This is a genomic window from Endozoicomonas sp. ALC020, from assembly GCF_049275935.1.
Lineage (GTDB): Bacteria > Pseudomonadota > Gammaproteobacteria > Pseudomonadales > Endozoicomonadaceae > Endozoicomonas_A.
Genome location: NZ_CP184830.1, coordinates 2,253,031 through 2,275,734, shown reverse-complemented (window position 1 = coordinate 2,275,734; position 22,704 = coordinate 2,253,031). Strand labels below are relative to the sequence as shown.

Genomic DNA, 22,704 nt, shown 5'->3' with positions numbered 1-22,704 from the left:
TGGGAACGAGATAAATCAGGGAATTTTTCGGGTTTTCTTGTGTCTGAAATAACACCAACTTAACAGTCGATACTTCAGACCTTATGACTCATCAACCTCAGGACACAGCCATTAAAGCACTTCCGGTAGAGGAACGCCCCAGGGAAAAGTTGATCTCCCGGGGGCCTGCCGTATTGAGTGATGCCGAGCTACTGGCCATTCTGCTGCGTACTGGCTACAAAGGCACTCATGTGCTGACTCTTGCTAACCAGCTGATTCAGCGCTTTCAGTCGTTAGATGGTTTGCTTTGTGCAACACCTGCGCAATTACAAGCTTTAAAAGGACTTGGGAAAGCGAAGGCGACTGAACTCAGTGCCATTCTCGAAATCTGCCAGAGAGTACTCTCAGAAAAAATGTCTGAGCAGAGCACGATCAACTGCCCGGATGCCACCCGTCAATACCTTCAGCTCCATTTCAGGGGCTGTCAGAGAGAAGAGTTTGCCTGCCTGTTTCTGGACACCCGTCACCGGGTTCTGGCTTTGGAAACCCTCTTTCAAGGCACACTCGATGCAGCGCCTGTCTACCCCAGAGAGGTGGTAAAAAGAGCCCTTGAACTCAACGCGGCGGCGGTTATAGCCAGCCACAATCACCCATCAGGTGATCCGCAGCCCAGCCAGGCTGATATAAGAATTACCGAAGCCCTTAAGAAAGCACTGGCCCTGGTGGATATCAGGCTACTGGACCACATTATTATTGGCAAAGGCGTATCGGCTTCTCTGGCCGAGCAAGGCCTTATGTGAATCTGGCAAGCGATGGGTATAACGATGGGTATAATGCTGAAGAGATCCAATAGACTTCCTGCAACACAAATACGTGATAATCAGATACCCTGACACCACAAATATCGATTTTTACCACTACAGATTCTGTTCAAATCCGTGGATAATTCAGACCGCGACCCTTGAAGAACTGACTCTTTCAGTTTTTCAGGAGCCAGTAAGGAGAAGGCTTTCGAGCCAACAGGCGGAAACGCTTACAGCGCCCAACTTGCACCAAAGCCTTGACTTTGGTATAAAGCGCGGTCTTTGTATATGGGTAGCTGCTGAGAGTTCTGACTCTTAACATTGGGCAGACCTGCCCGAAAAAGAATAACGGAATCCTCCGGCCTCATGGCTGGGTTTTTTTGGTTTGAGAGGCCACTACTATGTCCAAAGTTTGTCAGGTTACCGGCAAGCGCCCGGTTACCGGAAACAACGTTTCCCATGCGCACAACAAGACCAAGCGTCGTTTCGTGCCAAACCTGCACCACAAGCGTTTCTGGGTAGAGAGCGAGAAGCGTTTCGTTCGCCTGCGTATATCTGCTAAAGGCATGCGCATCATCGACAAGAAAGGTATCGACACCGTTCTGTCCGAAATGCGTGCTAACGGTCAAAAAGTTTAAGATAGCGGGAGCAATAAGTCATGGCTAAAGGTATTCGTGAAAAAATCAAGCTGGTTTCATCGGCTGGCACAGGTCACTACTACACCACGACCAAAAACAAGCGTAACACTCCAGACAAGCTGGTGTTCAAAAAGTACGACCCGGTTGTACGCAAGCACGTTGAATATAAAGAATACAAGATCAAGTAAGATCCTGAGTTCTTTCCGGCCCGATGCTCTGTCGGGCCCACTTTTCCTCCTCATGTTCTTCTTACGTTCAAATACATTACGATTTAATATAACCTGCAACTGCTCTGTAACTGAGTTGTCTATTTTGGACCAGTTTGGTCAACCCTCAATCCACCATTCATTCCAAACGTTCCAACACTTACTATCTGGAGTAGTGTCAAAAGAAAAAGACAAGAAAGCCTTTCTCCCGGCAGATCAAGCAAACGGTAGCTTTATGATAAAAGAAATCCGAGTAGAAGACTGGAAAAGCTTCGAAAGCTCGACCCTTTACGTAGACCCTCTCACAGTTCTCATCGGCACCAATGCCAGTGGTAAGTCCAATGTAATGGACGCCTTACTATTTCTGAACCTCAGTGCATCAAGCGTGCCTTTGAATGTTATTCTTCAGGGAGACAGTAATTTCCCGGGATTGCGTGGCAGCATAGACTGGGTATGTCGTTCGGGTACAAAACAGTTTGCCTTGGAAGTAAAAGCCTCTGGAAGCAATGAACTCATTGATTATATTTACAGGCTTGAAGTCAATATTGAGGGCTTACCACAAATTGCCTCAGAAAGCTTGAGACGAGTGAAGTACAGACCAGGAGCCCAAGCCATCTCCTCAGATATATTTTTATTCAAAACTGATGATTGCGGACTGGATGCACCTGCTATTACAGCCCGTCTCTACAACAGAAAACAAGGTAAACCCAGACCCTCGGCACGACAATCCACTATTTTGAGTCAGCTACACCCGGAAGCATTCTCTCAAAATCTGAGTAAAGATATTACCGAGGGGGTTGAAGCCGTTATCGGGGCACTAACAAGTATTTTTATTCTTGACCCTATCCCATCTCACATGAGGAATTATGCCCCCTTGTCAAAAGATCTCGATAGCGATGCAGCCAACATGGCCGGAATCATTGCGGCTCTTGATGTACAACAAAAACAGCACATTGAAGAGACATTGACAAAGCATGTCAGTTTATTGCCAGAAAAGGATATTGGTCGGATATACTCTGAAACTGTTGGCCGTTTCAAATCCGATGCCATGTTATATTGTGATGAGTTGTGGGGCGACAAGAAGATTTCCGTTGATGCCAGAGGTATGTCAGATGGTACATTGAGGTTTTTGGCCATACTGGTTGCCTTACTCACCCGCCCCGAGCACAGCCTTCTGGTAGTAGAAGAAATTGATAATGGTCTTCATCCTTCAAGATCCAATGTCCTTTTGAGCGTTTTGAGGTCTATTGGAGAACAACGTCATATCGATATCCTGGTGACCACACACAATCCAGCACTATTGGATAGCCTGGGACCGGAAATGACGCCTTTTATCACGATAAGTCATCGTGATAGTGAGACAGGGCACAGTCGCCTGACTCTTCTGGAAGATTTATCGAAACTCCCCAAACTGCTTGCTATAGGTCCTGTTGGCACTCTTTCAAGCCAGGGAAAGCTTGAACAGGCGCTTCGTCAGGAGCAATTGTCCGGAGGTATAGGTCAGTAATGAGCAGTAAAGTCATTATCTTTGATACATCTGTACTATGTTGCTGATTGCAGGTGCCAGGAAAAGATACTTGTGGCCCGGAAGGTGATCGTTGGTACTTTGAACGCATAGAACAAAAAGTGTCAGAAGAGTTACAAGCAGGCAGTACGTTTGTATTACCTTTGGCCACTATTATAGAAACTGGAAATCACATTGCTTTTGCATCAGGTGACAGATATTCATTAGCAAAAAGCCTTTCAAAATATATTCGCAAAGCGGCTACCGATACAGACCCGTGGGCAGCATTTGGCCATCAAACGGAGCTATGGGGAGCAGACAAGCTGATACAACTGGCCGAAACTTGGCCAGATCTCGCTATTCAAGGGTTAGGTATTGGCGATACAACGATAAGAGATGTCGCCGATTATTATGCCAGGACCAACGCCATAGCAGTGGAAATCTTAACTGGAGACAAAGGCCTAAAAAGCCAACAACCTCATAGCCCGGCTCTCACACCTAGAAGAAGACGCTGATGAAAGTGAGGCCGATGAAGGGACAGTTAAGTTCGTCAGACTCCTGGCCGATAAACGGCCTTATGGATCTTGAAACCTTTGCCAGCCTCTTCTCAGGCTCACCGTTCAAACCCTTGTTACGACATCGTAATGCCGTGTTGAATGCACTTTTGCACCTCAACCGACAACTTCAAGGTTTTGTGTATGAAAACACGCCGACCCCTTCCAGCAAGCCCTGGATCAAAGAACTCCCACATCAGCTTGAAGCCATGGAGCAAGAAGTGCTGTCCCGGCTGCAAAAACCATCGCTGACAGCTCAACCCAGGGAAGTAATCGCAGATACACTGCAGGCACAGAGCCAGCTCGCCCATCAGATCTTTCGACTTTCAGAACGACTGAGCTACCGCCCCCTTCGATTGCCAGCCGAAATGATTGTTCCGCTGAATAACCTGACCGGGCACTTTGGCAAGACGGCGTATCAATTAAAGCAGGCCGCCATCGAATTAGATGAACTCAGCAAGGGCGGATTCAGAAAGCAGCACAACAAATCTCAAGGTTGCTACAGGAAAAGTCTGGCCTGTGATGTCGATGAGCTCAGTAAGGTCTGTCACGAGATTCGTGAACAAACCTGCCTGACGGAAAGCGAAATAGACCCTGTGGATGTCGCCCTGCTGTTTCTGATTCTGGACGACATCAGTGATCTGTCTTTATGGATGCGTTCTCTGATAACTCATCTGCAAGCCTTATAAAACCCGCTGGCAGACACTATTACCATCATCAACAACTACTCACTTTCAACAACACATTCAATCCGCTTTTTACCGGTACGATCCAGATAGTCCTGAAAATCTTTGGGCAGGCGCCCTGTTGTTGAACCGAACCAGCGCACCGTGTCTCCGGAGTTTGTCTGAAACTCAAAGTTATGTTTGGAGACGTTTCTCTTACGCTTGCCTTCCTTGCCTACCTCTTGCAAAAGATTCAGGTCAGACATCGAGAGGCCTTTGGCCTCCATAACTTTCTTGATCTCTTCTACGCTCTGAAGCTTTTGTTTTCTTTTTATATCAGCGGCTTCTTTTTCCTGATTTTTTTCTTCCAGCACCTCATTCAACCGGTTAATGATGCGCTCCATCTCATCCATACCCATATCCTTGAAGAGAGAACGGATTCTGGTTTTACTACCCAGACGATGCAGAAGTTCATCAAATATATTCATCATCAGACCTCAGTGTATCAAACAAATGCCGTCAGCTTGTGAAGGCACCATTCAGCGTTCACCATAAAACTTGATAAGTCGTTTAATTCTAGGGCGACCCCGACTCATTCGCCATCGATTAGTATCTCTCAGGCTATAGACACAGCCACAATACTCCTGTTGATAGAAATGCTCATCTTTGGAAATTTCAATCATTCTTGAGGCGCCACCCTGTTTGCGCCAATTAACAGTCCAGTACGTCAGGTCCGGATACCGACCGGCAGCTTCAACGCCGCAGCGATTGATTTGCTCAAGGTTCTTCCAGCGAGAAATACCCAATGTACTGGAGATGAGATTAAACCCATGTTCAAAAGCATACAACGCTGTTCTCTCAAAACGCATCGAAAAGCATATTGAACATCTTTCTCCACGCTCCGGCTCGTCCTCGTAACCCTTGACACGATCAAACCAGTTTTCAGTATCATAGTCGGCATCAATAAAGTTGATGTCATTTTTTTCACAGTAACGCTTGTTCTCTTTTTTCCTTAACTCATATTCTTCCAGAGGATGAATGTTAGGATTATAAAAATATACCGTCTGCTCAAAACCAGAGGCTTTAATGGCACTAATGATTTCGCAGGCGCAAGGTGCACAACAAGAATGCAATAAAATTCTCCTTGAGCCGTTGGGAGACTTCAGGACAGGCCTTTGATAGTTATCTACAGAGTAAGGTGAATTCATAATATGGATACCTGAATCCAGTCGTAATCATCAGTTAAATAGCAAACGCGTCAATTGAGAAATGCTTTTTTCTTATATCCATGAGTTAAGATGAGTTCAACGCAGAAAACCTCCAGACATCTTAGCTAACGTCAAGATACCAAACCATAGACAACTACCAAAGGCTTCGTGTCTATGACCAGTGTATTCCGTGATGTCGATGATTTCTGCCTGAGTTTTGCAACCGGGCAGCATAAGCAACTCGTCTGCGATGCCAATAGCGCAAAAGTGATATATCAAAACTGTCGCTCAGTGAAATAATGACCATCATATTCTATTTCCATCAGGGTGCCTTTCGGGAGTTCAGGCATTACCAACAGGTTTGTCATTTATTGATTCAAGGCCAATCATCAATCGAAGACCTGTACCTGGCCTTGTTGAGGAGTCCAATAAAAAACATCTTTATTCAGATGGCCTGAACAGGAGAGTGGATACCCATGCACAGCCTGGACGCCAGAACCACGGATCAAAAGAGGCGGCATATACCCTCACGCAGGGGTTCATCTTCCAACCTAAGTTCGGTGATTTTCACAGTTTGACCACCAACATCCTGATCATTATCAGAGACGGTCATCACATAGTCGCCATCAGCGCTGAAGCTGGCTGACAAGACTTGACCGTGATGGGAAATGATCGCTTTTACTAACCAGGATCCATCGGGCATCTGACCACAGATTTTCGCCGTGCCGTCATCACTGGCAGTCACCACATGTCGACCATCAGTGCTGAAGGTCGCTGAATAGACCCTGCTCTTATGAGAAATGGTCATTTTCTCCTGCCATGTTCCATCGTCCTTCAGGCCATAGATTTTCGCCGTGCCGTCATCACTGGCAGTCGCCACATGCCGACCATCAATGCTGAAGATCGCTGAATAGACCCTGCTCTTATGAGAAATGGTCACTTTCTCCTGCCATGTTCCATCGTCCTTCAGGCCATAGATCTTCGCCATACCATCATAACCGGCAGTCAACACATGGCCGCTATCAGTGCTGATGATAAGTGATAGAATCGAGTGAACATGGGAAATGGTGCCTTTTTCTTCCCATAACCCATCGTCATTCTGACTAGAGATTTTCGCAAAATTATCGACAGCAGTGACCAGGTGGCGGCTATCGGGGCTAAAGCTGGCTAACTTGTCTGACCTCCTGTGGCGGATGCTGGCTTTTGGTTGCCATGATCCGTCAATCTCCAGGCCATGGACTTTCACATTTTGATCTTTACTGGCAGTCACCACAAGGCGGCTATCGGCGCTGAAGCTGGCCGACCTGATTGAATAATTGTGCCGAATGATGGCTTTTGGTTGCCATGAGCCATCGTCCTCCAGGCCGGAGATTTGCGCTGTACGATCGCGACCGATGGTCACCATATGGCGACCCTGGGCGCTAAAGGTCGCTGGATGAAAGAAATTCTGATTGGGAATCATGGTTTTTTTTACCCATGTACCATCGGCTTCCAGACCGCTGACTATCGCCATGTCATCTTGACTGTTGGTTACCAAATAGCAACCATCAGGACTGAAGGCGGCTGAATGAATAGCGTCCTCATGAACAATAATGGCTTCTCGCTCCCATGAACCATCGGCCTTTTGACCATAGATTTGCGCTCTGCCGTCGTAATCGAAAATAACCACACGGCGGCCATCGGCGCTCAAGCTGGCATCATATGATGTATCCTCCTGATTAATGACGACTTTTGGTTTCCATGATCCGTCGGCCTCCAGGCCAAAGATTCTCGCCGTGCCATCCTGACTGGCAGTCACCGCGTGGCTGGCATCAGCGGTGAAACTGGCCGAGTTGACGCGGCTATCATGTGAAATAGTGGCTTTTGTAGCTAATTTGAAGGTTCTGGATTGAGACTTTCGTTCGGTATTAGTGAAATGAAGCAGAGCAGGTAAATGAGGATCGCTTCGGTGTTGTATCAGTGATTCGATTAAATCTTTATCGTTTATAAACCGCTCCATCCAACAACGGAGCTGATCGTCATCTTTTGAAGTGATGATTGTCTTAAGCTGAAGCTGGTGTGATGAAGGAAAACGGCGATACCACCCCTTTGCCAGCGCATTATCTTCTTGAATCACTTCTCGAAAGTGGGTAGATACCTGTTTTAAACGGGCAATATCTCTAAGCCTCAAACAGCCAATAATTTTCAAATGCTTGTCGACGGACAAATCGAGTAGTGAAGGTTTACTCTCGTCAGATACACTGATATTTCTGCCCTCACTGACACCCGTCGGAGCTTGCGCCAATATAGACTGATAGCGTTCTGGTGGAGGTGAACCACCGGTGGTGCCGTTATTTTCTAGTCCATTCATGTTCGGAATCCTCAAAGTCAGTATTTGTTCTTGATTAGAAAGAAAATTCAAAATTAATGCGGTAATGTAGAGTTGGGTTAAGGATGAAAGTTCATAACATGTTGTTAAGAACAACTAACAAAAATGCCGCCATGCATTTTCAGTGTTTTCTCCGCAACAAATGATAAACAGAACGGATGGATGTTGCTCAGGGTCGTAGGACCACCGTGCACAGCGTGGAAGCCAGAGTGTCATAGATCAAAAGAGGCGGCATATACCCTCACGCAGGGGTTCATCTTCCACCCTAAGTTCGGTGATTTTCACAGTTTGACCACCAACATCCTGATCATTATCAGAGACGGTCATCACATAGTCGCCATCAGCGCTGAAGCTGGCTGACAAGACTTGACCGTGATGGGAAATGATCGCTTTTACTAACCAGGATCCATCGGGCATCTGACCACAGATTTTCGCCGTGCCGTCATCACTGGCAGTCACCACATGTCGACCATCAGTGCTGAAGGTCGCTGAATAGACCCTGCTCTTATGAGAAACGGTCATTTTCTCCTGCCATGTTCCGTCGTCCTTCAAGCCATAGATTTTCGCCGTGCCGTCACCACTGGCAGTCGCCACATGCCGACCATCAGCGCTGAAGGTCGCTGAATAGACCATGCTCTTATGAGAAATGGTCATTTTCTCCTGCCATGCTCCATCGTCCTTCAGGCCATAGATCTTCGCCATACCATCATCACTGGCAGTCAACACATGACGGCTATCAGTGCTGATGATGAGTGATAGAATCCCATGATAGGAAATGATGCCTTTTTCTTCCCATAATCCATCGTCATTCTGACTAGAGATTTTCGCAAATAAATCGTCAGCAGTGACCAGGTGGCGGCCATCGGGGCTGAAGCTGGCTAACTTGACTGACCTCCTGTGGCGGATGCTGGTTTTTAGTTGCCATGATCCGTCAATCTCCAGGCCATGGACTTTGGCATTGCTATCGTTACTGACAGTCACCAGAAGGCGGCTATCGGCGCTGAAGCTGGCCGAACTGATTGAATAATTGTGCCGAATGATGGCTTTTGGTTGCCATGAGCCATCGTCCTCCAGGCCGGAGATTTGCGCTGTACGATCGCGACCGATGGTCACCATATAGCGACCCTGGGCACTAAAGGTCGCTGAATGAAAGCATTTCTGATTGGGAATCATGGTTTTTTTTACCCATTTACCATCATCTTCCAGACCGCTGACTATCGCCATGCCATCTTGACTGTTGGTTACCAAATAGCAACCATCAGGACTGAAGGCGGCTGAATGGACAGCGTCCTCATGAACAGTAATGACTTCTCGTTCCCATGAACCATCGGCCATTTGACCATAGATTTGTGCTGTGCCGTCGTAATCGAAAATAACCACACGGCGGCCATCGGCGCTCAAGCTGGCATCATATGATGTATCCTCCTGATTAATGACGACTTTTGGTTTCCATGATCCATCGGCCTCCAGGCCAAAGATTCTCGCCGTGCCATCCTGACTGGCAGTCACCGCGTGGCTGGCATCAGCGGTGAAACTGGCCGAGTTGACGCGGCTATCATGTGAAATAGTGGCTTTTGTAGCTAATTTGAAGGTTCTAGATTGAGACTTTCGTTCGGTTTTAGTGAAATGAAGCAGAGCAGGTAAATGAGGACTGCTTCGGTGTTGTATGAGTGATTCGATTAAATCTTTATCGTTTATAAACCGCTCCATCCAACAACGGAGCTGATCGTCATCTTTTGAAGTGATGGTTGTGTTAAGCAGAAACTGGTGTGGTGAAGGAAAACGGCGATACCAGGCCTTTGCCAGCGCATTATCTTCTTGAATCACTTCTCGAAAGTAGGTAGATACCTGTTTTAAACGGACAATATCTCTAAGCCCCAAACAGCCAATAATTTTCAAATGAGTGTCGACGGACAAATTGAGTAGTGAAGGTTTACTCTCGTCAGATACAGTGATAATTCTGCCCTCACTGACTCCCGTTGGAGCTTGCGCCGATATAGAGTGATAGGGTTCTGGTGGAGGTGAACCGCCGACTGTGTCGTTATTTTCCAGTCTATTCATGCTCGGATCTTCGAAGTGAGTATTTGTTCTCGATTAGAAAGAAAATTCAAAATTAATGCGGTAATGTAGAGTCGTTTTAAGGATAAAAGTTCATAACATGTTGTTAAGAACAACTAACAAAAATGCTGCCAGCCCATGGATTTTCCTTGTCTTTCTCCACAACAAATGATTAACAGACTGGATGACACATACTGAAGACATTTTTTGTTCAATTACCCTGAACAGAGGTATGGATAACCGTGCACAGCGCGGGAAACCTAGCAGCCTGTCGGACTTAAGCGTCCGTAGCGAGGATTGCAAGAAATTGAGGATAAAAATCTCTGTTTCTGAGGAGAATAGCGAGCTATTTGACGAAGAAACAGGGATTTTTAGACCAATTTATTGCAACTGCAGTAGGACAGTCTTAAGTCCGACAGGCTGCTAGGAGCCTGACCGAGAATAGACTGCCCTACTGCGGCGGCAGCAAATTGGTCTGAAAATCCGCTTTTGTTCGTCAAATAGCTCGCTATTCTCCTCACAAAACCGAATTTTCATCCTCAATTTTCTGCCGTCCTCGCTACGGGCGCTATTCTCGGTCAGGCTCCTAGAGCCATAGATCAAAGGAGGCGACATATATCCTCAAGAATGTCATCTTCCATAGAAAGCTTGGTGATTTTCACGGTTTGACTAGCACGATTGTCCCAATCATTGTCAGCGACGGTCATCACATACTCGCCATCGGCGCTGAAGGTGGCTGATCTGACGCGACCAGCATGGGAAATGGTCGCTTTTACGAACCAGGATCCATCGAGCATCTGACCACAGATTTTTGCCGTGCCGTCTTTACTGGCAGTCACCACATGTCGGCCATCAGTGCTGATGGACGCTGAATTGACCCTCCCCTTATGAGAAATGGTCACTTTCTCCTGCCACGATCCATCGCCCTTCAGACCATAGATCTTCGCCTTATCGCCACCGAAAGTCACCAAATAGCAGCTATCAGAACTGAAGATCGCCGATTTGATCGTATCTTCATGGAAAATAGTATCCTTTTTCTCCCATGACCCATCGGCCTTCAGGCCATAGATTTTCGCCGTTTTATAAGCACTGGCAGTCACCACATGGCGGCTATCAGCGCTGAAGATAACTGATAGAAAACTTTTACGAGGAATGGTGGCTTTTTCTTCCCATCCATCGTCCTTCAGACTATAGATTTTTGCAAAATTATGTCTGGCAGTGACCAGGTGGCGGCTATCGGGGCTGAAGCGACCAAAGGGGCTGAAGTGGATTGATGAATACGAAAGATCATGGTACAGGGTGGCTTGTTCTTGCCATGATCCGTCTATATCCTGGCCATGGACTTTCGCATTGCGATCGCCACTGACAGTCAACACAAGGCGGCCATTGGGGCTAAAGCTAGTTGACACGACTAAACTATTGTGCCGAATGATGGCTTTTGGTTCCCACGATCCATCGTCCTCCAGACCGTAGATTCGCGCTGTCTGATCGTTACTGATGATCGCCACATTGCGACCGTCGGAGCTAATGATCGTTGAATACAAGCCTTGCTGATCGGGAATGCTGGCTTTTATTTTCCATTTACCATCGGTCTCCAGGCCATAGATTCTTGCCCCACTCCTAGAGCTGGTTACCAAATAACAACCATCGGGACTGAAGGTAGCTGAATAGACAGCGTCCTCATGAACAAGAACGGCTTTTCGTTCCCATGAACCATCGGCCTCTTGACCATAGATACGCACTGTGCGGTCGTAACCGGAGACTGCCACACGGCGGCCATTGGCGCTGAATCTGGCTGAACATCTTAGATGGCTTTGATGACTGAGGACTTTTGGTATCCACGATCCATCGGCCTCCAGGCCAAAGACTCTCGCCACGCCGTCTTGACCGGCAGTCACCATGTGGCTGGCATCAGCACTGAAACTGGCTGAGTTGACAGGCCTATCGTGTGAAATAGTGGCTTTTGTAGCTAAGTTAAATCTCCAAAATTTTGACTTTCGTTCGGTATTAGTGAAATGAAGCAGAGCAGGTAAATGAGGACTGCTTCGGCGTTGTATGAGTGATTCGATTAAATCTTTATCGTTTATAAACCGCTCCATCCAACAACGGAGCTGATCATCATTTTTTGAAGTGACGATTGTGTTAAGCAGAAACTGGTGTGATGAAGGAAAACGGCGGTACCACGCTTTTGCCAGCGCATTATCTTCTTGAATCACTTCTCGAAAGTAGGTAGATACCTGTTTTAAACGGACAATATCTCTAAGCCTCAAACAGCCAATAATTTTCAAATGTGTGTCAACGGATAAATTGAGTAGTGAAGGTTTACTCTCGTCAGATACAGTGATATTTCTGCCCTCACTGACCCCCTCTGGTGCTCGCTCCGATATAGATTGATGAGGTCTCAGGGGAGCTGGACTGCCAACGGTGCCGTTATTATTTACTCTATTCATGTTCGGAATCTTCGAAGTGATTATTTGTTCTCGATTAGAAAGAAAATTCAAAATTAATTCGGTAATGTGAAGTCGGTTTAAGGATGAAAGTTCATAACATGTTGTTAAGAATAACTAACAAAAATGCCGCCATGCATTTTCAGTGTTTTCTCCACAACAAGTGATAAACAGAACGGATAAATGTTGCTCAGGGTCGAAGGACCACCTTGCACAGCGTGGAAGCCAGAGTGTCATAGATCAAAAGAGGCGACATATGTCCTCACGCAGGGGTTCATCTTCCACCCAAAGTTCGGTGATTTTCACGGTTTGACCACAATTATTACTATGATCATTGTCAGCGACGGTCATCACATAGTCGCCATCGGCGCTGAAAATGGCTGATCTGACGGGACCAGCATGGGAAATGGTCGCTTTTACGAACCAGGTTCCGTCGAGCATCTGACCACAGATTTTCGCCGTGCCGTCTTTACTGGCAGTCACCACATGTCGCCCATCAGTGCTGAAGGTCGCTGAATTGACCCAGCTACTATGAGAAATGGTCACTTTCTTCTCCCATGACCCATCGTCCTTCAGGCCGTAGATCTTCGCCTTACCATCACAACTGGCGGTCAGCACATGGCAGCCATCAGAGCTAAAGGTCGCCAATCTAACCCCATCTCCATGGAAAACGGTCTCTTTTTTTTCCCATGATCCATCGGCTTTCAGTCCATAGATTTCCGCCGTTTTATCAGCACAGGTGGTCACCATATGACGGCTATCAGAACTGAAGGTAAGTGATCGAATCGAACGATTATGGAAAATGATGCCTTTTTCCTCCCATAATCCATCGTCCCTTTGACAATAGATATTCGCAACCCAATCGTCACGAGTCACCACGTACCGACTATCGGGGCTGAAGCAGGCTGATGCAGCCGAGTGATAATGGTGTAAGGTGGCTTGTTGTTGCCATGATCCATCTATCTCCTGGCCATGGACTTTCACATTGCGATCACCACTGACAGTCACCACAAGGCGGGCATCTGGGCTGAAGCTAGCAAACCTGACTAAACTGTTGTGCCGAATGATGGCTTTTGGTTCCCACGATCCATCGTCCTCCAGACCGAAGATTCGCACTGTCTGATTGTTGCCGATGATCGCCATATTGCGACCGTCGGAGCTAATGATCGGTGAATGCAAGCCTTGCTGATCGGGAATGCTGGCTTTTATTTTCCATTTACCATCGGCCTCCAGGCCATAGATTCCCGCCCTTCTCCAAGAGCTGGTTACCAAATAACAACCATCGAGACTGAAGGTAGCTGAATAGACAGGGGCCTCATGAACAATAACGGATTTTCGTTCCCATGAACCATCAGCCTCTTGATCATAGATACGCGCTGTGCGGTCGTCACCGAAGACTGCCACACGGCGGCCATTGGCGCTGAATCTGGCTGAACATGTTTCATCGCTATGATTTAAGACCTTTGCTATCCACGATCCATCGGCCTCCAGGCCAAAGACTCTCGCCGCGCCGTCTTGACCGGCTGTCACCATGTGGCTGGCATCCGCGCTGAAACTTGCTGAGTTGACAGGCCTATCGTGTGAAATAGTGGCTTTTGTAGATAAGTTAAATATTCTAAATTTTGTCTTTCGTTCAGTGTTAGTGAAATGAAGCAGAGCAGGTAAATGAGGACTGCTTCGGCGTTGTATGAGTGATTCGATTAAATCTTTATCGTTTATAAACCGCTCCATCCAACAACGGAGCTGATTATCATCTTTTGAAGTGACGATTGTGTTAAGTAGAAGCTGGTGTGATGAAGGAAAACGGCGATACCACGCCTTTGCCAGTGCATTATCTTCTTGAATCACTTCCCGAAAGTAGCTAGATACCTGTTTTAAACGGGCAATATCTCTAAGCCTCAAACAGCCAATAATTTTCAAATGCGTGTCGACCGACAAATTGAGTAGTGAAGGTTTACTCTCGTCAGATACATTGATGTTTCTGCCCTTACTGACTCCCTTCGGTGCTCGCGCCGATATAGATTCATGAGGTCTCAGGGGAACTGGACTGCCAAGGGTGCCGTTATTATTTACTCTATTCATGCTCGGAATCTTCAAAGTGAGTATTTGTTCTCGATTAGAAAGAAAATTCAAAATTAATGAGGCAAAATTAATGAGGCAATATAGAGTCGGTCTAAGGATAAAAGTTCATAACATGTTGGTAAGAACAACTAACAAAAATGCTGCCATGCATTTTCAGTGTTTTTCTCCGCAACCAATGATAAACAGAACGAATGGATGTTACTCAGGGTCTATTGAGGAGTGTCATGAATCATAAGAGGCGACATATATCCTCAAAGGGATCATCTTCCACCCAAAGTTCGGTGATTTTCACGGTTTGACCACGAGTATCGTCCCAATCATTGTCAGCGACGGTCATCACATAGTCGCCATCGGCGCTGAAAGTGGCTGATCTGACGCAACCAGCATGGTAAATGATCGCTTTTACTAACCAGGTTCCATCAAGCACCTGACCACAAATTTTCGCCGTACCGTCACGACTAGCAGTCACCACATGTCGGCCATCAGTGCTGAAGGTCGCTGAACTGAGCCACATCCTATGAGAAATGGTCACTTTCTCCTCCCATGCCCCTTCGGCATTCAGGCCATAGATCTTCGCCATACCATCAACACTGGCAGTCACCACATGGCAGCCATCGGGGCTGAAAATCGCTGAAATGACCCAATTCCTATGAGAAATGGTTACTTCCTCCTCCCATGACCCATCGTCATTCAGGCCACAGATTTTCGCCGTTTTATCAGCACTGGCAGTCACCACATGGCAACTATCAGCGCTGAAGTTAAGTGATCGAATCGAACCATTGTGGGAAATGATGCCTTTTTCTTCCCATAATCCGCCCTCCTTCAGACTAAATATTTTCACAAAATTATCGTCACCGACAGTCACCACGTGGCGGCTATCGGGGCTGAAGTGGGCTGATTTGACCGGGGGAACATGGGGTAGAGTAGCCTCTTCTTGCCACAGCCCGCCTATCTCCTTGCCATGGACTGTCGCATTGTGCTCTCTACTGACAGTCACGACATGACGGCAATCGGCGCTAAAGCAGGCTGACCTGACTGTATTATTGTGGCGAATAATGGCTACCCATTGCCATAATCCATCGTCCTCCAGACCTAAGATGTGGGCTGTGTGATCTTCAGCGATCATCACCAAATAGCGACCATCGGCACTGAAATTCACCAAAGCATTGGAATTGTGACCGAGAATAATGAGTTTTTTTACCCATGAACCATTACTCTCCAGACCGGAGATTATCGCCTTTCTATCCCAACTGCTGGTTACCAAATAACAACCATCGGGACTGAAGGTGGCTGAAGAGACAGTGCTCCCATGAACGATAATGAGTTTTCGTTCCCATGAGCCATCGGCCTCTTGACCATAGATACGCGCTGTGACGTCGTAGCCGAAGATTACCACACGGCGGCCATTGGCACTGAAACTGGCTGAACAGCCAAAATCGCTTTGATGAGTGAGGACTTTTGGTATCCACGATCCATCGGCCTCCAGGCCAAAGACTCTCGCCACGCCGCCTTGACCGGCAGTCACCACGTGGCTGGCATCAGCACTGAAACTGGCTGAGTTGACAGGCCTATTATGTGAAATAGTGGCTTTTGTAGCTAATTCAAATGTCCAAAATTTAGACTTTCGTTCGGTATTAGTGAAATGAAGCACAGCAGGTAAATGAGGACTGCCTCGGCGTTCTATAAGTGAATCGATTAAATCCTTATCATTTATAAACCGCTCCATCCAACAACGGAGCTGTTCATCATCTTTTGAAGTGACGATTGTCCTGAGTAGCAACTGATGTGATGAAGGAAAACGGCGATACCACGCCTTTGCCAGCGCATTATCTTCTTGAATGACTTCCCGAAAGTAGGTAGATACCTGTTTTAAACGGGCAATATCTCTAAGCCTCAGACAGCCAATAATTTTCAAATGCGTGTCGACCGACAAATTGAGTAGTGAAGGTTTACTCTCGTCAGATACATTGATGTTTCTGCCCTTACTGACTCCCTTCGGTGCTCGCGCCGATATAGATTCATGAGGTCTCAGGGGAACTGGACTGCCAAGGGTGCCGTTATTATTTACTCTATTCATGCTTGGAATCTTCGAAGTGAGTATTTGTTCTCGATTAGAAAGAAAATTCAAAATTAATGAGGCAATGTAGAGTCGGTCTAAGGATAAAAGTTCATAACATGTTGGTAAGAAAAACTAACAAAAATGCTGCCATGCATTTTCAGTGTTTTTCTCCGCAACCAATGTTAAACAGAACGGATGGATGTTGCTCAGGGCCTATTGAGGAGTGTCATGAATCAAAAGAGGCGACATATATCCTCACAAAGGGGTTCATCTTCCACCCAAAGTTCGGTGATTTTCATGGTATGACTAAGGAAATTGTTCCAATCACTGTCAGCGACGGTCACTACATAGACGCCATCGGCGCTGAAGGTGGCTGATCTGACGCGACCATCGTGGGAAATGGTCGCTTTTACTAACCAGGTTCCATCAAGCATCTGACCACAGATTTTCGCTGTGTGGTCATAACTGGCAGTCAACACATGTCGGCCATCAGTAGTGAAGGCCGCTGAATAGACCCATCCACTGTGATAAATGGTCACTTTCTCCTCCCATGATCCATCGTCCTTCAGTCCGTAAATCTTCGCCATACCATCGTCACTGGCAGTCACCAGATGACAGCCATCGGGGCTGAAGGTCGCTGATCTGACCCAATCTTTATGGAAAATAATCTCTTTTTCTTCCCATGATCCATCGGCTTTCAGGCCATAGATTTTCGCCGTTTGATCTGCACTGGCAGTCACCAAATGGCAGTCATCGTGGCTGAAGTTAACTGATAGAATCGAATCATCATGGGAAATGATGCCTTTTTCTTGCCATGACCCATCGTCCTTCTGGCTATAGATTTTCGCAAAATTTTCCTTACCGACAGTCACCACGTGGCGGCTATCGAGGCTGAAGCTGGCTAACTTGACTGAACGATTGTGGCGAATGATGGCTTTTGGTTGCCATGATCCGTCTATCTCCAGGCCATGGACTTTCGCATTGCAATCGCGACTGAGAGTCACAACAAGGCGGCCATTGGCGCTGAAGCTGGCCGACCTGACTGAACTATGGTGGCAAATGATGGCTTTTGGTTGCCATGATCCATCGCCCTCCAGGCCGAAGATTCGCGCTGTCTGATCTCTACCGATGGTCGCCACATAACGACTGTCGGCGCTAAAGGTCGCTGAAACAGAGCAATCCTGATGGAAAATGATGGTTTTTTTTATCCATGCACCATCGGCTTCCAGACCATAGATTCTCGCCTCGCCATCTGCACTGATGGTTACCAAATAGCGACCATCGGAACTGAAGGTGGCTGAAAAGACAGCGTCGTCATGGACAATAACGGCTTTTCGTTCCCATGAACCATCGACCTCTTGACTATAGATACGCGCTGTACCGTTGTAACTGGAGACTACTACATGGCGGCCATGGGCGCTGAAGCTGGCTGAACATGATGAATGGCAGTTAAGAATGAGGACTTTTGGTTTCCATGATCCATCGGACTCCAGGCCAAAGATTCTCGCCGTGCCGTTATTACTGGCAGTCACCATATGGCGAACATCAGCGCTGAAACTGGCCGATTTGACAAAGCTATCATCTGAAATAGTGGTTTTTGTCGCTAATTTAAAGGTTCTAAATTGAGACTTCCGTTCGGCATTAGTGAAATGAAGCAGAGCAGGTAAATGAGGACTGCTTCGGCGTTGTATGAGTGATTCGATTAAATCTTTATCGTTTATAAACCGCTCCATCCAACAACGGAGCTGATCATCATCTTTTGAAGTGACGATTGTCCTGAGTAGCAACTGATGTGATGAAGGAAAACGGCGATACCACGCCTTTGCCAGCGCATTATCTTCTTGAATCACTTCCCGAAAGTAGGTAGATACCTGTTTTAAACGGGCAATATCTCTAAGCCTCAGACAGCCAATAATTTTCAAATGCGTGTCGACCGACAAATTGAGTAGTGAAGGTTTACTCTCGTCAGATACATTGATGTTTCTGCCCTTACTGACTCCCTTCGGTGCTCGCACCGATATAGATTCATGAGGTCTCAGAGGAACTGGACTGCCAAGGGTGCCGTTATTATTTACTCTATTCATGCTCGGAATCTTCAAAGTGAGTATTTGTTCTCGATTAGAAAGAAAATTCAAAATTAATGAGGCAATGTAGAGTCGGTCTAAGGATAAAAGTTCATAACATGTTGGTAAGAACAACTAACAAAAATGCTGCCATGCATTTTCAGTGTTTTTCTCCGCAACCAATGATAAGTACCTACCAGTTACTTAAACAGAACGGATGGATGTTGCTCAGGATCTATTGAGGAGTGTCATGAATCATAAGAGGCGACATATATCCTCACACAGGGGTTCATCTTCCACCCAAAGTTCGGTGATTTTCACGGTTCGACGACCATCATGGTCCCAATTATTGTCAGCGACGGTCACTACATAGTCGCCATCGGCGCTGAAGGTCGCTGATCGGACATAACCATCATGGGAAATGGTCGCTTTCACTAACCAGGTTCCATCGAGCATCTGACCACAGATTTTTGCCGCGCCGTCGTCACCGGCAGTTACCACATGTCGGCCATCAGTACTGAAGGCCGCTGAATAGACCCACCCACTATGAGGAATGGTCGCTTTCTCCTCCCATGACCCATCGACCTTCAGGCCGTAGATCTTCGCCATACCATCGTCACTGGCAGTCACCAGATGGCAGCTATCAGGGCTAAAGGTCGCCAATCTAACCCAATCTTCATGGAAAACGGTCTGTTTTTCCTCCCATGACCCATCGGCTTTCAGGCTATAGATTTTCGCCGTTTCATCAGCACTGGCAGTCACCACATGGCAGCTATCAGCACTGAAGTTAAGTGATTGAATCGAACCATTATGGGAAATGATGCCTTTTTCTTCCCACAATCCACAATCCTTCTGACTATAGATTTTTGCAAGGTTATCGTCACCGACAGTCACCACGTGGCGGCTATCGGGGCTGAAGCGAGCTGATGCGACCGCGAGATCATTGGGTAAAGTGGCTTGTTCTTGCCATAATCCGTCTATCTCCCGACCATGGACTTTGGCATTGCGATCGCGACTGACAGTCACCACAAGACGGCTATCGGCGCTGAAGCTGGCTGACCTGACTGAAGTATTATGCCGAATGATGGCTTTTGGTTGCCATGATTCATCGTCCTCCAGGCCGAAGATTTGCGCTGTGTGATCTCTACCGACGGTCGTCACATAGCGACCATCGGCGCTAAAGGTTGCTGATACATAGTGATCCTGATGAAAAATGACGGTTTTTTTTACCCATGCACCATCAGCTTCCAGACCGTAGATTCTCGCCTCGCCATCTGCACTGATGGTTACCAAATAGCGACCATCGGGACTGAAGGTGGCTGAATAGACAGAGTCCTCATGAACAATAACGGCTTTTCGTTCCCATGAACCATCGACCTCTTGACTATAGATACGCGCTGTACCGTTGTAAGTGGAGACTACTAAATGGCGGCCATGGGCGCTGAAGCTGGCTGAACATGATGAATGGCAGTTAAGAATGAGGACTTTTGGTTTCCATGATCCATCGGACTCCAGGCCAAAGATTCTCGCCGTGCCGTTATAACTGGCAGTCACCATATGGCGAACATCAGCGCTGAAACAGGCCGAGTTGACAAGGCCATCATCTGAAATAGTGGTTTTTGTCGCTAACTTAAAGGCTCTAAATTGAGACTTTCGTTCAGCATTAGTGAAATGAAGCAGAGCAGGTAAATGAGGACTGCTTCGGCGTTGTATGAGTGATTCGATTAAATCTTTATCGTTTATAAACCGCTCCATCCAACAACGGAGCTGATCATCGTCTTTAGAAGTGACGATTGTACTAAGTAGAAACTGGTGCCTTGAAGAAAAACGCCGATACCACGCCTTTGCCAGCGAATTATCTTCTTGAATCACTTCTCGAAAGTAGGTAGATACCTGTTTTAAACGGGCAATATCCCTAAGCCTCAAACAGCCAATAATTTGCAAATGTGTGTCGACGGACAAATGGAGCAGTGAAGGTTTACTCTCGTCAGATAGAGTGACATTTCTGCCCTCACTGACCCCAGTTGGTGCTTGCGCCAATGTAGATTGAAAAGGTCTCTGGGGAACTGAACCGCCAACAGTGTTGTTATTATCTGTTCTATTCATGATCGGAGTCTTCGAAGTGAGTATTTGTCCTCGATTAGAAAATATTCAAAATTAACGCTGTGAAGTAAAGTCGGCTTTAGAGTAAAAGTTAAGAACTTCTTGTTAAGAACAACTAACAAAAATGCCACCGGCCCATGCATTTTCTTTGTCTTTCCCCACAACAAATAATGAACAGGCTGGACGGTTGTTGCTCAGGGTCTATCGAGAAGTGCTTCTTGCGCTTCCATCATCAGGATTTCTTCCAGTGCCCGCAAGCCGACAAGGTAGCCAGAATAAGAGGCCGTTATTGCTTGTCTGGGCAGGTCGTGCTGGACAGCAACATCCCCGGCAGTCAGCACGCCGCTCTGACAGGTATGGCTCCAACGGTATTCGTTATCCGGACTCTCGGGCGCTGTTGAGCCAATTCCCAGGCTCTCCGGCGCGTATTCCAGTGTGTTTGCAATGACGCCATCCACCACGATGGAACGGCTGTCAGCCTGAACATGGTAGAGATTTTCTAAAGGCGTCAAGGTAATGGTATCTACGGTTGTTGCAGAAACGGATAACTTGAGAAGCTGCTTATCCAGACTTGTGAGCAGGCTGGATTCATTGTCGGGGACTGGCCAGAAGCCTTTCAATGACTTTCTGTTTCGGGTATCAATGAGAACAACATCAAATCCCGATCGACTGGCATATAAAGCAGCGGTTTTTCCGCCAATCCCTGCGCCAAGAATAGCGACCCTCCTTTTCGGCCAGATACTTTTTGTCACCGTTTTATTCAGCCACTGGGCAGTGGTGGTTCCCCTGGCAGCAGCCATAAGGAGAGTAACAAAGGGGCTATCAACAGAACCCAGTGTCAGTATGCTGCTCTTCATCAAGGGCTGGGACCATGGGGTTTGGTTGAGATCATAACGTTGGATATAGTCCTTGTTATTCAGACAAATATCAGGATACATACTGGATTGAGGTTTCTGTCCGATGGCTGAGAACACGCCAGAAATGGGAAGACTCAGCTTGCGCCTGCCACCCTCAAAACTCAATGTAGTGGCATTTAACAAGCCATCCTGATTGATGTAAACAGACTCCAGATTATGTTCGAAATAGAGAAAAAGAGCCTTCTTTCTTCTCTCCAGTGCATTGTAGAGAAGATCAATCAAGATGCTTTCTGCCTTGAAGCTACTGCCTTGAACGGCCAGATGCACCTTGTTGGCATTGAGGCTGAGCAGGCTGATGGCCTGTTCAATGGCTGAGGCTCCTCCACCCACCACCAGAACATCTTTTTCCGCAAACCTGGGACCATCACAATCGGTACAGGTAAATACTCCGTTGCCTTTGTAGGGCTCAAGAATCGTCGGCAGGTTCGGTTTTGCCCCCGATGCCAATATAACAAGGGGCGCATAATAGACGGAGCGCTCCCCCTGTAAAATCTTCATTTTTCCCTTCAGTTGAGTGGCAACGATATGATCTTCGATGATTTGGACATTAGGACTGCTCCTTGCCTTGTTTTCCATCAACTGTTGCAGGCCTCTCCCTGTGATTGTCAGGCTACCTGGCCAGTTCTCAATAGTACCCGCCCCTTCAAGCTGCCCCTGACTCTTATGACTTTTTATCACCCGTATCCTGACCATTGGGTTGTATCTGGCAATCGTCTGGGCGGCCGTCATGGCTGCAGGCCCACCACCTACGATCACAACTGAAGGCGTCAATGCCCGGAGTGTCGGACTCAGGAGTAAGGTGAAGAGCAGACAGGCTGCTGCCTTATTGATATTTTTAGACTTCATTCTTGAAAGTGTTCAGTAATAAGCAGCTCGTTACAGAGTATTTTTCTTTTAATACCAATCGAACTTTCTAACTCCCTATTGCGCTGAAGATTTGAGCCTTAATCCTGCGTTGGCGATCGCCGTCATAGCTAAGGCTCAAATCTCCACGCTCATCACGGGAGTTAGAAAATACGACTGGTATAACTCTTATTGTTCTTTACCGGC

Annotated in this window: 16 protein-coding genes; 6 read left to right on the top strand and 10 right to left on the bottom strand. The window is 47.0% G+C overall.

Going from position 1 to position 22,704, the window contains the following annotated elements; genetic code table 11:
- Positions 1-83 precede the first annotated feature (83 nt).
- The 6 genes from radC (at position 84) to ACOJUO_RS07885 (ending at position 4,373) form a co-directional block, all read left to right on the top strand.
- Positions 84-779 (top strand): RadC family protein, encoded by a 696-nt coding sequence (radC, locus tag ACOJUO_RS07910; protein ID WP_422136194.1) that lies wholly within the window; start codon positions 84-86, stop codon positions 777-779.
- A 404-nt stretch (positions 780-1,183) separates the two neighbouring features.
- A complete protein-coding gene (rpmB, locus tag ACOJUO_RS07905; protein ID WP_422136193.1) occupies positions 1,184-1,420 on the top strand; it encodes a 50S ribosomal protein L28 in 237 nt (78 codons plus the stop codon).
- Between the two features lie 20 nt (positions 1,421-1,440).
- The gene (gene rpmG / locus ACOJUO_RS07900; RefSeq protein WP_034834535.1) at positions 1,441-1,608 is read left to right on the top strand and encodes a 50S ribosomal protein L33; all 168 of its coding nucleotides are present in this window, start codon (positions 1,441-1,443) and stop codon (positions 1,606-1,608) included.
- A gap of 52 nt (positions 1,609-1,660) precedes the next feature.
- Complete coding sequence (locus ACOJUO_RS07895; protein ID WP_422139458.1) at positions 1,661-3,133, top strand: AAA family ATPase; 1,473 nt, start codon at positions 1,661-1,663, stop codon at positions 3,131-3,133.
- A 53-nt stretch (positions 3,134-3,186) separates the two neighbouring features.
- Positions 3,187-3,645, top strand: coding sequence for a hypothetical protein (locus ACOJUO_RS07890; protein WP_422139457.1), 459 nt, complete (start codon positions 3,187-3,189; stop codon positions 3,643-3,645).
- Positions 3,645-4,373, top strand: coding sequence for a DUF47 family protein (locus ACOJUO_RS07885; RefSeq protein WP_422139456.1), 729 nt, complete (start codon positions 3,645-3,647; stop codon positions 4,371-4,373). Before ACOJUO_RS07890 ends, ACOJUO_RS07885 begins: the two co-directional genes overlap by 1 nt.
- A gap of 35 nt (positions 4,374-4,408) precedes the next feature.
- Here ACOJUO_RS07885 and ACOJUO_RS07880 read toward each other — a convergent pair whose 3' ends face one another.
- The 10 genes from ACOJUO_RS07880 to ACOJUO_RS07835 form a co-directional block, all read right to left on the bottom strand.
- Complete coding sequence (locus tag ACOJUO_RS07880; RefSeq protein ID WP_422136189.1) at positions 4,409-4,840, bottom strand: hypothetical protein; 432 nt, start codon at positions 4,838-4,840, stop codon at positions 4,409-4,411.
- Positions 4,841-4,888: 48 nt separating this feature from the next.
- Positions 4,889-5,557, bottom strand: a complete 669-nt coding sequence (locus ACOJUO_RS07875; protein ID WP_422139455.1) for an epoxyqueuosine reductase QueH — start codon at positions 5,555-5,557, stop codon at positions 4,889-4,891.
- Between the two features lie 505 nt (positions 5,558-6,062).
- The gene (locus ACOJUO_RS07870; protein WP_422139454.1) at positions 6,063-7,907 is read right to left on the bottom strand and encodes an F-box/WD repeat-containing protein; all 1,845 of its coding nucleotides are present in this window, start codon (positions 7,905-7,907) and stop codon (positions 6,063-6,065) included.
- A 237-nt stretch (positions 7,908-8,144) separates the two neighbouring features.
- A complete protein-coding gene (locus ACOJUO_RS07865) occupies positions 8,145-9,986 on the bottom strand; it encodes an F-box/WD repeat-containing protein (RefSeq protein ID WP_422139453.1) in 1,842 nt (613 codons plus the stop codon).
- Between the two features lie 596 nt (positions 9,987-10,582).
- Complete coding sequence (locus tag ACOJUO_RS07860; protein ID WP_422139452.1) at positions 10,583-12,433, bottom strand: F-box/WD repeat-containing protein; 1,851 nt, start codon at positions 12,431-12,433, stop codon at positions 10,583-10,585.
- Positions 12,434-12,670: 237 nt separating this feature from the next.
- The gene (locus ACOJUO_RS07855) at positions 12,671-14,512 is read right to left on the bottom strand and encodes a hypothetical protein (protein ID WP_422139451.1); all 1,842 of its coding nucleotides are present in this window, start codon (positions 14,510-14,512) and stop codon (positions 12,671-12,673) included.
- 229 nt (positions 14,513-14,741) lie between these two features.
- Positions 14,742-16,589, bottom strand: a complete 1,848-nt coding sequence (locus ACOJUO_RS07850) for an F-box/WD repeat-containing protein (protein ID WP_422139450.1) — start codon at positions 16,587-16,589, stop codon at positions 14,742-14,744.
- 215 nt (positions 16,590-16,804) lie between these two features.
- A complete protein-coding gene (locus ACOJUO_RS07845; RefSeq protein ID WP_422139449.1) occupies positions 16,805-18,655 on the bottom strand; it encodes an F-box/WD repeat-containing protein in 1,851 nt (616 codons plus the stop codon).
- Between the two features lie 234 nt (positions 18,656-18,889).
- Positions 18,890-20,740, bottom strand: coding sequence for an F-box/WD repeat-containing protein (locus ACOJUO_RS07840; protein WP_422139448.1), 1,851 nt, complete (start codon positions 20,738-20,740; stop codon positions 18,890-18,892).
- A 191-nt stretch (positions 20,741-20,931) separates the two neighbouring features.
- On the bottom strand, positions 20,932-22,500 hold the full coding sequence (locus tag ACOJUO_RS07835; RefSeq protein WP_422139447.1) for an FAD-dependent oxidoreductase: 1,569 nt from the start codon (positions 22,498-22,500) through the stop codon (positions 20,932-20,934).
- Positions 22,501-22,704: the final 204 nt, after the last annotated feature.